Consider the following 13,505-nt stretch of genomic DNA (forward strand, 5'->3'; position numbering starts at 1 on the left):
CCGTGCCCCGCTTCCCTCTCCGGAACTGCCATGAGCTCCTCCGTCGATTCGCCTGTCGCCGTCGCCGGCAAGGGCATGCTGCGCGTCGTCTTCTACAGCGCGAGCCTGTTCTCGGTCTTCCAGCTCGTCACCTCGGCCTTCAGCCCGCTGTCGAGCACCGTCGTGCGCGCGCTGCACGTCGGTTTCCTGCTGCTGCTGACCTTCCTGCTCCATCCTGTGCAGGGCGGGCAGGGGCGCACCAGCCTGGCGACCAAGGTCATCGGCTTCGGCGCGCTGCTGCTGTCGGGCTATCACTGGATCTACGAGGCCGACCTCGTGCAGCGTGCCGGTGAGCTCACCCAGGCCGACATGGTGGTGGGCGTCGTCACGCTGGTGCTGGTGTTCGAGGCTGCGCGCCGCATCATGGGGCTGGCGCTGCCGCTGATCTGTCTCGGCTTCCTCGCCTACGCCCTGTTCGGCGAGTACCTCCCGGGCGAGCTCGCCCACCGCGGCTATGGGCTGGACCAGGTGGTGGGCCAGCTCGCCTTCGGCACCGAGGGGATCTACGGCACGCCGACCTACGTGTCCTCGTCCTACATCTTCCTGTTCATCCTGTTCGGCGCCTTCCTCGAGCAGGCGGGCATGATCGACCTGTTCACCAACTTCGCCCTCGGCACCGTAGGCCACACCAAGGGCGGCCCGGCCAAGGTCGCAGTGGTGTCGTCCGGCCTGATGGGCACGATCAACGGCTCGGGGGTGGCCAATGTGGTCACCACCGGCCAGTTCACCATCCCGCTGATGAAGAAGTTCGGCTACACGCCGGCCTTCGCCGGCGCGGTCGAGGCCACCAGCTCGATGGGCGGGCAGATCATGCCGCCGGTGATGGGTGCGGTGGCCTTCATCATGGCCGAGACGATCAACGTGCCCTACGTCGAGATCGCCAAGGCGGCGGCGATCCCCGCCATGCTGTACTTCTTCACCGTGTTCTGGATGGTCCACCTCGAGGCCGGCCGCGCCGGGCTGAAGGGGCTGCCGAAGGAGGAGTGCCCCGACCCGTGGGTGGCGATCCGCGCGCGCTGGTACCTGCTGCTGCCGCTCGTCGGCCTGGTCTACCTGCTCTTCGCCGGCTTCACGCCGATGTTCGCCGGCATGGTGGGCCTGGCGCTGACCGTGGTGCTGCTGTTCGGCAGCAGCCTGGCGCGCCATCTCAACGGCACCTCGCTGCGCCTGCTGTTCTGGATCGTGCTCGGCCTGGCCTGCTCGGCCTTCGCCAAGGTCGGGATCATCTCGGTGGTCGCGGTGGTGGCGGTGCTCGCGGTGCTGCTCGCGCCGCGCGCCGATGGCCGCCACACCCTGCGCCTGGCGGTGAGGGCGCTGGTGGACGGCGCGCTGCACGCGCTGCCGGTGGGCGTGGCCTGCGCGCTGGTGGGCGTGATCATCGGCTCGCTGACCCTGACCGGCGGCGCCACCGCCTTCGCCGGCTACATCATCCAGATCGGCGACGACAGCCTGTTCGTCTCGCTGCTGCTCACCATGCTCACCTGCCTGGTGCTCGGGATGGGCATCCCGACCATCCCGAACTACATCATCACCAGCTCGATCGCCGCGCCCGCGCTGCTCGAGCTCGGCGTGCCGCTGATCGTCTCGCACATGTTCGTGTTCTATTTCGGGATCATGGCCGACCTCACCCCGCCGGTCGCGCTCGCCGCCTTCGCCGCGGCGCCGATCGCCAAGGAGAGCGGGCTGAAGATCGGCGTGCGCGCGGTGCAGATCGCCATCGCCGGTTTCATCGTGCCCTACATGGCGGTGTATGCGCCCGAGCTCATGCTGCAGGGCGACAAGGGCTTCGAGGCGACGCTGTACGTGGTCTTCAAGGCCCTGCTCGCCGTCACGCTGTGGGGTACGGCGGTGGTCGGCTACTTCCGCTCGCCGATGAACCCGCTCGAGCGCGTGCTCGCCTTCGTCGCCGCGTCCATGCTGGTGGTTGCGCTGCCGATCACCGACGAGCTCGGCTTCGGCCTGGCTGCGCTGGTGCTGGGCTGGCATATCTGGCGCTCGCGCGACACACAGGCGCTCACCGTCTGATGGCGGTCTGCCTCGCCACCAGCGTCGCTGCCGCGGTGGTCGCCGCAGACGCCTTCACCCTGGCGTGGACGCACTCGATCGAGCGCGTGCGCTGGGAGGAGGCGTGGCGGGTGGAACACGGGGGGCTGGTGCTCGAGCGCGTGCGCGTGCGCGGCCACGGTGCAGGCATGGAGCCGGCGGAGGGCGCGGTGCTGCGCGACGGCGCCTGGGTCTGGCAGCCGCGCAGCCGCCACGCCGTGCTGCGCCTTACGCGCTCGCCCTACACCGCCGATTACGAGTGGTGCGAGGAGGGTGGTCCCTGTGTGCCCTTGGCGGCGCTGATCGCCTCCGATGGCGACGTCACCGAGCTGCGCGCCTGTCCGGGCGGCTCGGCTGCGCCCTGAGCCGCTCGTGCCGCGCTGCTCAGGCGATGCCCGCGGCCCCCAGCACCGCGCCGACCACGATCATCCAGATCGGCGCCAGTTTCGTCTTCAGCGTCACCAGTGCGGTCAGCGCGATCAGCACGAGCGCGCCGTTGCGGTGCGTCGGGTCGCCGAGGAAGGGCAGGGCGAGCAGCCAGCCGGTGGCGAACACCAGGCCCACGGTGACCGGCGCGAGCCCGGCGGTGAAGGCGCGCACCAGCGGCGTGTCGCGGCGGCTCGCGCCCCAGCGGCTGACCCCGAGCGAGAGCAGCGTCGAGGGCAGCAGGATCCCCACCAGGGCCGCCGCCGCGCCGGCCAGGCCGGCGGCCTGGAAGCCGAGCACCGGCACGAACAGCACGTTGGGCCCCGGCGCCGCCTGGGCGAGCGCGATCGCGGTGGTGAAGTCGGCCTCGCCGATCCAGCCGCGCTCGACGACGAAGTAGCGCTGCATCTCGGGTGCGGTCGACATCGCGCCACCGATCGACAGCAGCGACAGGGTCAGGAAGTGCAGGAAGAGGGCGAGCAGCTCGCCCGCCGGCAGCGTGTTCATCGCGTGTCCTCCCCGCTTGCGGTGCGCGCGTCCAGCACCGCCACCCGCCAGCGCGCCAGGCCCCAGGCGAGCAGGCCGAGGCCGATCACGATCCACGCCAGCGGCAGGCGGAACACCGCGATCGCCACCAGGCTGGCGAGGCCGAGCAGCGCGCAAAGCCAGGGGCCGAGCAGGTTGCCGCGCAAGGTGCCGAGCATCTTGAAGGCCATCGCCAGGATCAGCCCCGCCGCCACCGCGCCCATGCCGCGCAGCGCGCCGGCGACCGCAGGGAACTCCGCCAGGCGCTCGTAGCTCGCGGCGAGCGCGATCACGATCAGGAAGGGGGCGAGCAGCATGCCGGTGATGGCCGCGAGCGCGCCACGCCAGCCGAAGTAGCGGTCACCGATCATCAGCGACAGGTTGACCACGTTGGGCCCGGGCAGCATCTGCGCGATCGAATACAGCTCGACGAACTCTGCGCGATCGAGCCAGCCGCGGCGGTCGACCAGCTCGCGCTGCGCGACCGCGAGCACGCCGCCGAAGCCTTGCAGCGCGAGCACGCTGAAGGCGATGAAGAGCGCGAAGGGCGAGGCGGGACGATTGCCTGCGGCCTGGGGCGGCGCGACGTCGGGGGAAGGTGTGCTCATGGAATCTCCGGATGGCGGCCCGCCGCCGGCGTGGGGGCCTGGTCCGCGGCGTCATGGCTCGCCTCTACCTGGGCGCCATCGTCCCGGCCGCCGTCATCCTGTGCGCCGGGGGCGAAGAGCGGCGCGACGGCGGGCACGGCGTCCCGCCAGTGCAGGCGCCGTGTGGCGAGATCCCACTCCGCCACGGTGAACAAGGCGCCACCAATCTCGGCGGCGACGTAGCCCATCAGGCTGAGGCGGTCGATCCTGCATTGCAGCGGAGCGGCGGGCGTGAAGCGGTCGAAGCGCGCTGCGACCGCGGCGGTGGGCAGCGTGTCGGCGTACAGGCCGACGGTCACGTGCGGCACGTACTCGCCCTGCGGGTGCGGCGTGTCCGTGTGCAGGCAGGCGCGCAATGCGGCCAGCGCACCGAGGGCGCCGTCGACATGCAGGAAGGGCGCCGACGAGAAGCTCTCCAGGCCGCCGATGGTGAGCGTGAAGGGCTTGATCCGCGCCGCCGCCAGCGCCTCGACGCGGGCCTGCAGCCAGGCGTGGTCGAACTCGTCCGCCGCCGGCTCCGCGCCCTGTGCCGGAAAGCCGCAAAGGGCCAGGGTGATGTGCGGCTGGCGGCGGTAGCCGTCGAGCAGCAGCCCGTCGAGCGCGCGCTGCGCGGCGACCACGCGCGCGCGCACCGCCGGCAGGTCGACGTCGATCGCCCACAGCAGGTAGTGCGGCCGGCCGCGATGCCACTCGTGGAAGTCGCGGCGTTCGTTGCGAAGGGTCTGCGCCTCGGCGAGAAAGCGCCGGCGCAGCGTGGCGGGATCGGTCATGCGGGAGCGCGGGGTGGCGGGGCGGGGGATGCCCGACGGACGGTGGCGGGATGGAATCGACGGCTAGAATGGAAGCGTGATTGTCCCGGAAAAGATGCCCGCCCGCATGCACTACACCGTCCTCGAGCCCTCCTCCACCGAACGCGTCGCCATCCGCGGCCTCGAATACAACGTGCGCCGCTGGGGCCCGGCCGACGCGCCGAAGGTCTTCCTGCTGCATGGCTGGATGGATACGTCCGCCACCTTCCAGTTCGTCGTCGATGCGTTGCGTCACGACTGGCAGCTGATCGCCCCCGACTGGCGCGGCTACGGCGAGACCACCTGGCTGCACCGCCCCTACTGGTTTCCCGACTACTACGCCGACCTCGAGGCCCTGCTCGCCCACTACGCGCCCGCTGGCCCGGTGCGCCTGGTCGGCCACAGCATGGGCGCCAACATCGCCGGCATCTACGCCGGTCTGCGCCCGCAGCGCGTGGCGCGGCTGGCGATGCTCGACTTCATCGGGCTCAAGGCGCCGGCCGACGTCGATGCGCCGCAGCAGCTCGGGCGCTGGCTCGACGCCCAGCTCGCACCGCCGCCTGCCCGCATCTACGCCGACCGGGCCGCGCTCGCGGAACGCCTGCGCGCGGTCAATCCGCGCCTCACCCCGGCGCGTGCGGAGTTCCTCTGCCGCCACCTCGGTCGCGTGCGTGCCGACGGACAGGTCGAGATCGCCGGCGATCCCTGGCACAAAATCCCCTCGCCCGCGGTCTACCGCATCGAGGACGCGATGGCGTGCTGGCGGCGTGTGCGTGCCCCGGTGCTGATGCTGGTCTCCGCCGAGGGCTATGTGCATGACCGCTTCGGCGACGAGCCGGAGGAACTCCAGCGCCGCATCGACTGCTTCGCCGATGCCCGCGTCGTCACCGTGGCCGATTGCGGCCACAATCTGCAGCACGACCAGCCCGAGGTGGTGGCGGCCGAGCTGGAGGCGTTCCTCGACCGGGAGATCCCATGAACCCGACCCGCTTCGCTGCCGGACATGCCGCCCACGCCGACTGGCGGGTGGCGCTCGCACGCGCGCTCGACGCCCTGCTGCTCGACCTGCGCGCCGCGGGAGGCCATGACCATGCGGGGCGGGACGGGCTGCCCGAATATACCCTCGGCTTCTGCTACCTGAGCGACCGCTTCGCCGCCGACGCCGACGAGATCGTCGCCGAGTTGCAGCGCCGCCTGCCCGGCGTGCATTGGGTCGGCACTGTGGGCATCGGGGTGGCCGCGACCGGTGCCGAGCACTTCGACGAGCCGGCGCTCGCGCTGATGCTCGCACCCCTGCCGCGGCGCGCCTTCCGCGTGTTCTCGGGGGTGCAGCCACTGCGTGCGGATGCCGAGGACTTCCACCCGCACACCGCGCTGGTGCACGCCGACGGCCGCACCCCGGACCTGCAGGAGCTGCTGCCCGAACTCGCCGAGCGCACCGCGAGCGGTTACCTGTTCGGCGGGTTGACCGCCTCGCGTGGGCGCAGCGTGCAGATCGCCGACGGTGTGTTCGACGGCGGCGGCCTGTCGGGGGTGGCCTTCTCCGCCGAGGTCGGCGTCGTCTCGCGCGTCACCCAGGGCTGCCAGCCGATCGGGCCGCGGCGGCTGGTGAGCCGCGCGCGGGACAACTTCGTCATCACACTGGACGGTCGCGGTGCGCTCGACTGCGTGATGGAGGATCTCGGCCTGCCGCCCGACATGGCGCTGGAGCCGGTCGCCGAAGCCTTGTCGAACACCCTGGTCGGGCTGCATCCGGGGGCGGACGTGGAGCTCGTCGCCCCCGCCGCCTTCGGTGCCGACATGCTGGTGCGCAACATCATCGGCCTCGATCCACGTGCCGGCGTGGTGGCGATCGGCGACGAGGTGGAGCAGGGCGCCTGGCTGATCTTCTGCCGGCGCGACCCTGCGGCGGCGCTCGCCGACCTGCGCCGCGTGGCGCGCGAGATTCGCGACGAGCTGGTGGACAGCGACCGTGTCGCGCTCGGCGCGGTGTATGTGAGCTGCTCGGGCCGCGGTGGCCCGCACTTCGGCCGTCCGGCGGCCGAGCTCGAGCTGATCCGCGACGTGCTCGGCGACGTGGCGCTGGCGGGCTTCTTCGCCGGCGGCGAGATCGCCCACAGCCGCCTCTACGGCTACACCGGGGTGCTCACCGTGTTCGCCGCGCCGCGCTGACGCCGCCCGTCGGGATCTTCACGAGGCTCGGGCCCTGGGCGGGCCCGCCGGGTCAGCCGCGCGAGCGGCGGTCGTCGTGGCTGCGCTCGCTGCGCGAAGGATGGCCGTCGCGGCTGAAGCCGCCGCCGCTGCGGCGCGCGTCGCCGCCGGGGCGGCCGTAGCTGCTGCCAGAGGGCTTGGCGCCGCTGCCGAAGCGGCGACCGCTGTTGCCGCCCGGGCGCGGGCCGGCCGGCTTGCGCGGCGAGGGCTCCATGCCGGGGATGGTGTGCACCGCGAGGCGGTCGCCGGTGAAGCGCTCGATCGCGCGGATGAGGCCGGTCTCGCGCGGGCCGGAGAGCGTGATCGCGATGCCGTCGCGGCCGGCGCGGCCGGTACGGCCGATGCGGTGCACGTAGTCCTCGGCCTGGCGCGGCGGGTCGAAGTTGATCACATGACTGATGCCGGCGACGTCGATGCCACGCGCGGCGACGTCGGTCGCCACCAGCACGCCGATGCGGCCCTGGCGCAGGCGGTCGAGGGTGCGGTTGCGCTGGGTCTGGTGCATGTCGCCATGCAGCGCGGCGGCGGAGATGCCCTTTTCCTGCAGCGCGAGCGAGAGCTCGTCGGCGCTGCGCTTGGTGGCGGTGAACACCACCGCCTGGTTCATCCCGTCCTCGCCGAGCAGGGCGTGGAGCAGGCGGCTCTTGTGGCCGAGGTCGTCGGCGAACATCAGGCGCTGCTCGATCTGGCCGCGGTCTTCCTGGGCGACCTCGATCTCGATGCGCTCGGCGTCGCGCGTCATGCGCGTCGCCATGCTGCCCACCACGCCGTCGAGCGTGGCCGAGAACAGCAGGGTCTGGCGCTTGGCCGGGGTGGCGGCGACGATGGCGTCGATGTCCTCGGCGAAGCCCATGTCGAGCATGCGGTCGGCCTCGTCGAGGATCAGCACCTCGACGTCCGACAGCTTGATCTTGCGGCGGGTCAGGTGGTCGAGCAGGCGGCCCGGGGTGGCGACGACGACGTCGCACTGGCGCTGCAGCTGCTTGATCTGCGCGAACATCGGCGCGCCACCGACCAGGCAGGCGGTGTTGAGCCAGCGCAGGGCCTTGCCGTAGGTCTGCACCGCCTTCTCGACCTGCTGGGCGAGCTCGCGGGTGGGGGTCAGCACCAGCACGCGCGGACCGCTGCCGGGCGCCGGACGGCGGTCGATGATCCTGTTCAGGGCGGGCAGGGTGAAGGCGGCGGTCTTGCCGCTGCCAGTGTGGCTGGAGACGAGCAGGTCGCGGCCGGCGATCGCCGCCGGGATGGCGCGCTGCTGCACCGGGGTCGGGGTGGTGTAGCCGGTGCTGGCGACGGCCTTGAGGAGTTCTTCGGCGAGGCCGAGGTTTTCGAAGTTCATGCTTCTTCCTGTCTTGCTGCCCGCCGCGCGGGAATGGGCGGGCGGAGCGATCCGGACCCGCCGCAGGCGGGCCGCAATGACATCACGCCGTGCCGTGCCTGCGGACAGGAACGGCACGAGACGTCGCAAGGGCGACGGGACGCGCGATGGGCGTGGCCGGTCGATCCGGTGGCGCATGGACGCCTGGAAAGACCGCGCATCGGCACCAACCGGTTGTCACGATGCCAGACGATCGGAAGAACGAATGGAAAACCCGACGGAGTGTCGGCGACGGGAGGTCGGAGGCGATGGGGCTGTGGTTACAGTCCCTCGGGCCGCTCCGGCTCGCGTCCCTCGACGCGTCGGTATTGCTCTCGGCCCTGTTGCTGCATTGCACAACGACAGGCAGTATACCGGTTGGACGGCAGGCTGTCGCGGTTTATTTTGCACGGCCCGCCTTGGACACGGCGCCGGAATGCAAGCGGGCCCGCTCCGGCAGCAGCCGGAACGGGCCCGCAGGCCACGGCGCCGAGGGCGCCGTCGGTGTGCGCTTACTTGTTGACCGAGGCCTTCAGCGTGGCGCCGGCGGTGAACTTGGGCACGCTCGACGCGGCGATCTCGATGGTGGCGCCGGTCTGCGGGTTGCGGCCGGTGCGGGCGGCGCGCTGCGAAACCTCGAAGGAGCCGAAACCGGTGAAGGCCACCTTTTCGCCCTTGGCGAGCTGCTCGGCGATGATGTCGAGCACGGCGGACAGCGCGCGGTCGGCCTGGGCGCGGTGCACATCCAGACGGTCGGCCAGGGCTTCGACGAATTCACCTTTATTCATGCTTTTCCTCGATTGGTGTGTGAGTGGGAGTTCCGGAAAGTCCGGTCTACGCGGCGGATTCTAGCACTGTCGCGGATCCTGGGGCGTGCGCAGCATTGCACGCTCGCCCTTCTTCCTCCCCGTGGCGGGCGGCCTCGATGCACATCCGTCCACGCGAACAACAAACTTCCCCGATGCGGGTATTCTCCAGCCTGATTCAAGAATGCATACGAGCGACGACATGAGCACACAGGACAGCACCGGCGAGGATCCGATCCGGGTTCTCGCCACCCATGCCGCGGGTCAGGTCCTTGCGGTGTCGCTGCACATCCCCGACCGCGCCTGGATGGGCGGCGCGGTGATCGGCATGGCGCCCGCGGAGGGCGTGGAGCATCTGCGCCGCCACGCCAGCCACAGCCCGCAGGCCCACGCTCACGCCCTCGCGCACGCCTGCGCGGCGGCCGCGGGCGAGCCGCCGCCGGAGCGCGCAGAGCAGCTGCGTACCGAGCGCCGGCTGGCCGCCGAAATGATCGACATGCATCTGCGCCGCCTCCTCCTCGACTGGCCGCCCTCGCTCGGCTTCGAGCCACGCATCAACCGCTATGCCGAATTCCACCGCCGCCTGCTGCATGCCGGGGAGCACGACAACGACTTCGTGCTCGGCGGCGAGGTGCTCGACCTGGTCGCGCGCGAGCTGCTCGCCGGCTTCTTCAACCAGATCCGCATGCCGCACGGAATCGGCGAGTTCCTCGACCGCCTCGCGGGCGGCGGCAGCCTGAGCTCGATCCTGGGCGAGCTGATCGCCCACGGCCCGTCCACCGTGCTGCCGGAAAAACGCACCGCGCTGCTCGGCACGCTCAGCGCCGACGCCTGGGCCGCCGAGGTGGGCACCTGGCCGAGCGCGCAATTCATCCGTCACCCGCGCTACGCCAGTGAGCCTGCCGAGACTGGACCGCTCGCGCGCCACGCCGCCTCGCCGCTGGTGCGCATCCTGCTCGAGCGCGGCAACCGCATCTCGGCGCGCCTGTTCGCCAAGGCGATCGACGTGGCCGACTGCGCGAGCACGATGCGCCATCCGGGCAGCGCAGAGGTGGCGCCGCTGATCGACGCCTGCCGCGTCGCCCCGGATGTCGGTCTGGCGCGCGTGATCAGCGCGCGCGGCGTGCTGTTATGCTGGGTCCGCCTCGCCGAGGGTCGCATCGCCGACTGCGCGATCGTGCCGGCGGGTGCGTGGAACCTCGAGCCCGACGGCGTCTATTGCCGCGAGGCGATGTGCCTGCAGGTCACGGACGGCGACCCCGAGGCGTTGAAGAAACGGCTGGAGTGGCTGATGCTCGCGATCGACCCCTCGCTGCCTTTCGTGGTCGAGCTGGTCGCCGCAGGGGAAGGCGCGGGCGTGGCGCCGGCATCCGCCTGAGCCCGGACCGCCGCCGCGCCCGCGGCGCGGCCTTCAGGCACGCAGCTGGCGGTAGGCGCCGCCGAAGTACAGCAGCGGCGCGCGCTCTTCGGCGCGGTCGAAATCGACCACCTCGCTGATGAAGACCACGTGGTCGCCGCCCGCGTGGCGCACCGTGTTGCGGCACTGGAAGCGCGCGCAGCAGCCCGCGAGCAGCGGCACGCCGCCGACCCCCGAGTCGAACTCCAGCCCGGCGAACTTTTCGCCGAGCCGGCTCGCGAAGCGCTGCGACAGATCGGCCTGGTCCTCGGCGAGCACATTGATCGCGTAGTATTCGCAGCCCTCGAAGAGCGTGCGGCTGGGCAGCTCGTTGGCCAGGCTCCACACGATCAGCGGCGGGTCGAGCGACACCGAGTTGAAGGAGTTGACCGTAAGGCCGATTGGCTCGCCGGCGGGCGTGCGCGTGGTCACCACGGTGATGCCGGTGGCGAACATGCCGAGCGCGTTGCGGAAGTGGCGCTGGAAGTCCTCGCCGGAAGCTTGCTGTTGGGTCATGGACGGACGGGCGCGGTGGGCCGCGCTGCTCGGGTGGGAGTAAAGCCGGGATTATCGCCGCGCGCGCGGGCAGCGTCGAGCGCGCAGGCAACGCAAGGAACAAAAGGGGACATGAGCGATTTTTCCATCCGCCTGATCGAATGGCAGCGCAAGCACGGCCGCCACGACCTGCCCTGGCAGGGCGGCCACGACCCCTACCGCATCTGGCTGTCGGAGATCATGCTGCAGCAGACCCGGGTCGAGACCGTGATCCCCTACTACGAGCGCTTCCTCGCGCGCTTCCCCGACGTCGCCGCGCTCGCCGCGGCGCCGGTCGAGGACGTCATGGCGTTGTGGAGCGGCCTGGGCTACTACGCCCGCGCGCGCAACCTGCACCGCGCGGCGCGGGTGGTCATGGACGCGCACGGCGGCGCCTTTCCGCGCAGCGCCGCGGCGATCGCCGGGCTGCCCGGCATCGGTCGCTCCACCGCGGCGGCGATCGCCGCCTTCGCCTGGGGCGAGCGTGCGGCGATCCTCGACGGCAACGTCAAGCGCGTGCTGTGCCGCGTCTTCGGCATCGAGGGCTTTCCCGGCGACAAGGCGGTGGAGACGCGGCTGTGGGCGCTCGCCGAGTCGCTGCTGCCGGAGCGCGGGATCGGCCGCTACATCCAGGCGCAGATGGATCTCGGCGCCACGCTGTGCACCCGCGCCCGCCCCGCCTGCGCGCGCTGCCCCTTCCACGACGACTGCGTCGCCCGTCGCGACGGGCGCGTGGCCGCGTTGCCGACCGCGCGCCCGAAGAAGGTGGTGCCGCGGCGTGGTGCGCGCTGTGCGGTGATCCTGCACCAGGGCGCGGTGCTGCTGGAGCGTCGCCCGCCGGCGGGGATCTGGGGCGGCCTGCTGGCGCTGCCGGAATTGCCCGCCGAGGTGGACGACGCCCAGGCCTGGAGCGCCCAGCGTTTCGGCCTGGCCACCGCCGCGCCCCGGCCGCTCGCACCACTCACCCACGCCTTCACCCACTTCGTGCTCGAGCTGCAGCCGCTGCTGCTGCACGCCAGTGCCATCCAAGGCTTGGCCGACGACGGCGCGCTGTGCTGGCTGCCGCTGGGCGCCCACGCCGAGGCCGCCCTGCCCGCGCCGGTGCGGCGCATCCTCGACGGCCTCGCGGCACCGGGCCTCTTCGACGAGGGCGCGCCCGCGCGCGGCGCCTGAGCCTGCGGGGAACGCACCGGCGCGCCGTGGCAAGTCGTGCGCGCTCAGGCCTTCTTCGGCATCAGGCCGTGCTCGCGCAGGAACTGCTGGAGGATCTCCAGCCGGCTGACGATATCGTCGAGCTCGAGCAGTTTCTGCTTGGCGAGCAGCGGAATGGGCAGCAGCTCGATGTAGCGCGCGCCCACCCAGGCAGCGTCGTCGAAGTCGTGCGGCGGCGGCAGGCGGTCGCCGAGCTCCTCGACGATCGAGCGCAGCAGCGGCAGAAGCTCGGCCTGCGCGGCGGGCACCGGCTCCGCGGGCGGCTCCTCCAGCCAGCGCACGCTGCCCACCAGGAGGCCGTCGCGCTCGAGCTCGTGGTCGACGATGCGGAAGCGCCGTCCACCGCGCACCAGCAACTCGAGCACGCCGGGCTGCTCCATGTCCCAGCGCTCGATCAGCGCCTCGGTGCCCACCGGGTGCGGCACGGCGGCTTCGCCGACCTCGTCGCCGGCCGCGATCAGGCAGACGCCGAAGGAGCCGCCCTCGCGCATGCAGCGCGTGACCATGTCCATGTAGCGCGGCTCGAACACGCGCAGCGGCAGTACGCCGCCGGGAAAGAGCACGGTCTTGAGCGGAAACAGCGGGAGGGTGTCGGGCGGCGGGGTCATGGGACGCTCCGGTGCGCAGGGGGCAGCGGTGCCGGCAGGCTTCAGCCGGCCTGCTCGCGATCCTCGCCCCAGCGCGCCATCAGGCTGTGCGGCACGCCGAGCTGGTCGAGGATGCGGGCGACGACGAAGTCGACCAGGTCCTGCACGGTCTGCGGATGGTGATAGAAGCCGGGGTTGGGCGGCAGGATGCACACGCCGAGGCGGGCGAGCTTGAGCATGTTCTCGAGATGGATCGCCGAGTACGGGGTCTCGCGTGGCACGAGCACGAGCTTGCGGCCTTCCTTGATGACGACGTCGACGGCGCGTTCGATGAGGTTCTGGCTGAGCCCGCCGGCGATCGAGGCGAGGGTGGCGACGGTGCATGGGCACACGACCATGGCGTCGGGCGGGTTGGAGCCGGAGGCCGGCGGGGCGAACCACTCCTCGCGGCCGAACACGCGCAACTGCCCGGGCGCGGCGGCGAAGCGCGCGGAAAGCTCGGCCTCGACTTCGGCCTGGCGCGCGGGCAGGTTCCAGTCCATCTCCTGGCGGGCGACGATCTGCGCGACCTGCGAGTACAGCAACCACACCCGGCAGCCCGCCTGCAGCAGGCATTCGACCAGGCGCACGCCGTAGGGCAGGCCGGAGGCGCCGGTGAAGGCGACGGTGATCGTGCGGGGAGGCGTCATCGAGGTGCGGGAAGGTCGGCGGATGGCGTGAAGCGTACCCCATCCGGCGGACGAGGGGCGCGGCTTCGATACGGTCGCGGGAAGCGGGCGGAGGGCCGCCTGCACTCGCGGCCCTTCGCTGCGCTCCGGGCTGCCCTCGGCCTTGCCGCGTCAATGCGTCATCGTCGGCTCGCACACCGCGCAGCTTTCCAGTGGGAGCGACGCAAGTCGCGATTGCACCGGCAAAGCTGCGTCGACGCGAATCC

The 13,505-nt window shown here is 71.7% G+C and carries 13 protein-coding genes and 1 pseudogene; 6 read left to right on the forward strand and 8 right to left on the reverse strand.

What is annotated here, in order from left to right:
- Window positions 1-30 precede the first annotated feature (30 nt).
- Window positions 31-2,064: a TRAP transporter permease gene (locus tag PO78_RS03860; RefSeq protein WP_043742108.1), complete on the forward strand. Its 2,034-nt coding sequence runs from the start codon at window positions 31-33 to the stop codon at window positions 2,062-2,064.
- The gene (locus PO78_RS03865; RefSeq protein WP_043742110.1) at window positions 2,064-2,447 is read left to right on the forward strand and encodes a DUF1850 domain-containing protein; all 384 of its coding nucleotides are present in this window, start codon (window positions 2,064-2,066) and stop codon (window positions 2,445-2,447) included. The genes PO78_RS03860 and PO78_RS03865 overlap by 1 nt, the downstream gene beginning before the upstream one ends.
- Window positions 2,448-2,466: 19 nt before the next feature.
- Here PO78_RS03865 and PO78_RS03870 read toward each other — a convergent pair whose 3' ends face one another.
- Genes PO78_RS03870 through PO78_RS03880 form a run of 3 tightly spaced genes read right to left on the reverse strand, consistent with a single transcriptional unit; the run spans window position 2,467 to window position 4,450 of the window.
- Window positions 2,467-3,015, reverse strand: a complete 549-nt coding sequence (locus tag PO78_RS03870; RefSeq protein ID WP_043742113.1) for a chromate transporter — start codon at window positions 3,013-3,015, stop codon at window positions 2,467-2,469.
- Window positions 3,012-3,641: a chromate transporter gene (locus PO78_RS03875; RefSeq protein WP_043742116.1), complete on the reverse strand. Its 630-nt coding sequence runs from the start codon at window positions 3,639-3,641 to the stop codon at window positions 3,012-3,014. The genes PO78_RS03870 and PO78_RS03875 overlap by 4 nt, the downstream gene beginning before the upstream one ends.
- Window positions 3,638-4,450 (reverse strand): 2'-5' RNA ligase family protein, encoded by an 813-nt coding sequence (locus tag PO78_RS03880; RefSeq protein ID WP_043742118.1) that lies wholly within the window; start codon window positions 4,448-4,450, stop codon window positions 3,638-3,640. The genes PO78_RS03875 and PO78_RS03880 overlap by 4 nt, the downstream gene beginning before the upstream one ends.
- 94 nt (window positions 4,451-4,544) lie before the next feature.
- Here PO78_RS03880 and PO78_RS03885 point away from each other — a divergent pair, with 94 nt between their 5' ends.
- Together PO78_RS03885 and PO78_RS03890 are read left to right on the forward strand one after the other, a co-directional pair.
- Complete coding sequence (locus PO78_RS03885; protein ID WP_012584447.1) at window positions 4,545-5,447, forward strand: alpha/beta fold hydrolase; 903 nt, start codon at window positions 4,545-4,547, stop codon at window positions 5,445-5,447.
- A complete protein-coding gene (locus PO78_RS03890; RefSeq protein ID WP_043742125.1) occupies window positions 5,444-6,640 on the forward strand; it encodes an FIST signal transduction protein in 1,197 nt (398 codons plus the stop codon). Before PO78_RS03885 ends, PO78_RS03890 begins: the two co-directional genes overlap by 4 nt.
- A 52-nt stretch (window positions 6,641-6,692) precedes the next feature.
- Here the strand turns inward: PO78_RS03890 and PO78_RS03895 are convergent, their stop codons facing one another.
- Together PO78_RS03895 and PO78_RS03900 are read right to left on the reverse strand one after the other, a co-directional pair.
- Window positions 6,693-8,018, reverse strand: a complete 1,326-nt coding sequence (locus PO78_RS03895) for a DEAD/DEAH box helicase (protein ID WP_012584448.1) — start codon at window positions 8,016-8,018, stop codon at window positions 6,693-6,695.
- A gap of 530 nt (window positions 8,019-8,548) precedes the next feature.
- Window positions 8,549-8,827, reverse strand: a pseudogene (locus tag PO78_RS03900) (HU family DNA-binding protein); the annotation flags it as partial.
- A 217-nt stretch (window positions 8,828-9,044) separates the two neighbouring features.
- Between PO78_RS03900 and PO78_RS03905 the strand changes: the two are divergent.
- On the forward strand, window positions 9,045-10,220 hold the full coding sequence (locus PO78_RS03905; RefSeq protein ID WP_043742127.1) for a hypothetical protein: 1,176 nt from the start codon (window positions 9,045-9,047) through the stop codon (window positions 10,218-10,220).
- 33 nt (window positions 10,221-10,253) lie between these two features.
- Here the strand turns inward: PO78_RS03905 and PO78_RS03910 are convergent, their stop codons facing one another.
- Window positions 10,254-10,754, reverse strand: coding sequence for a flavin reductase family protein (locus tag PO78_RS03910; RefSeq protein WP_043742128.1), 501 nt, complete (start codon window positions 10,752-10,754; stop codon window positions 10,254-10,256).
- A gap of 111 nt (window positions 10,755-10,865) precedes the next feature.
- Between PO78_RS03910 and mutY the strand changes: the two genes are divergently transcribed.
- The gene (gene mutY / locus PO78_RS03915) at window positions 10,866-11,945 is read left to right on the forward strand and encodes an A/G-specific adenine glycosylase (RefSeq protein WP_004323951.1); all 1,080 of its coding nucleotides are present in this window, start codon (window positions 10,866-10,868) and stop codon (window positions 11,943-11,945) included.
- Window positions 11,946-11,989: 44 nt separating this feature from the next.
- On the opposite strand, the gene PO78_RS03920 is transcribed toward mutY, so the two are convergent.
- Complete coding sequence (locus PO78_RS03920) at window positions 11,990-12,592, reverse strand: LON peptidase substrate-binding domain-containing protein (RefSeq protein ID WP_004323953.1); 603 nt, start codon at window positions 12,590-12,592, stop codon at window positions 11,990-11,992.
- 41 nt (window positions 12,593-12,633) lie between these two features.
- Window positions 12,634-13,260: a flavin prenyltransferase UbiX gene (locus tag PO78_RS03925; protein WP_043742131.1), complete on the reverse strand. Its 627-nt coding sequence runs from the start codon at window positions 13,258-13,260 to the stop codon at window positions 12,634-12,636.
- Window positions 13,261-13,505 lie beyond the last annotated feature (245 nt).

The organism is Thauera sp. SWB20 (assembly GCF_000831325.1).
Classification (GTDB): Bacteria; Pseudomonadota; Gammaproteobacteria; order Burkholderiales; family Rhodocyclaceae; genus Thauera; species Thauera aminoaromatica.

Bases quoted from the DNA above. Each gene is read 5' to 3' on its own strand.
- PO78_RS03860 (WP_043742108.1), top strand. From the start codon at position 31: ATGAGCTCCTCCGTCGATTCGCCTGTCGCCGTCGCCGGCAAGGGCATG.
- PO78_RS03920 (WP_004323953.1), bottom strand. From the start codon at position 12,592: ATGACCCCGCCGCCCGACACCCTCCCGCTGTTTCCGCTCAAGACCGTG.
- PO78_RS03890 (WP_043742125.1), top strand. From the start codon at position 5,444: ATGAACCCGACCCGCTTCGCTGCCGGACATGCCGCCCACGCCGACTGG.
- PO78_RS03905 (WP_043742127.1), top strand. From the start codon at position 9,045: ATGAGCACACAGGACAGCACCGGCGAGGATCCGATCCGGGTTCTCGCC.
- PO78_RS03895 (WP_012584448.1), bottom strand. From the start codon at position 8,018: ATGAACTTCGAAAACCTCGGCCTCGCCGAAGAACTCCTCAAGGCCGTC.
- PO78_RS03925 (WP_043742131.1), bottom strand. From the start codon at position 13,260: ATGACGCCTCCCCGCACGATCACCGTCGCCTTCACCGGCGCCTCCGGC.
- PO78_RS03885 (WP_012584447.1), top strand. From the start codon at position 4,545: ATGCCCGCCCGCATGCACTACACCGTCCTCGAGCCCTCCTCCACCGAA.
- mutY (WP_004323951.1), top strand. From the start codon at position 10,866: ATGAGCGATTTTTCCATCCGCCTGATCGAATGGCAGCGCAAGCACGGC.
- PO78_RS03865 (WP_043742110.1), top strand. From the start codon at position 2,064: ATGGCGGTCTGCCTCGCCACCAGCGTCGCTGCCGCGGTGGTCGCCGCA.
- PO78_RS03910 (WP_043742128.1), bottom strand. From the start codon at position 10,754: ATGACCCAACAGCAAGCTTCCGGCGAGGACTTCCAGCGCCACTTCCGC.
- PO78_RS03870 (WP_043742113.1), bottom strand. From the start codon at position 3,015: ATGAACACGCTGCCGGCGGGCGAGCTGCTCGCCCTCTTCCTGCACTTC.
- PO78_RS03875 (WP_043742116.1), bottom strand. From the start codon at position 3,641: ATGAGCACACCTTCCCCCGACGTCGCGCCGCCCCAGGCCGCAGGCAAT.
- PO78_RS03880 (WP_043742118.1), bottom strand. From the start codon at position 4,450: ATGACCGATCCCGCCACGCTGCGCCGGCGCTTTCTCGCCGAGGCGCAG.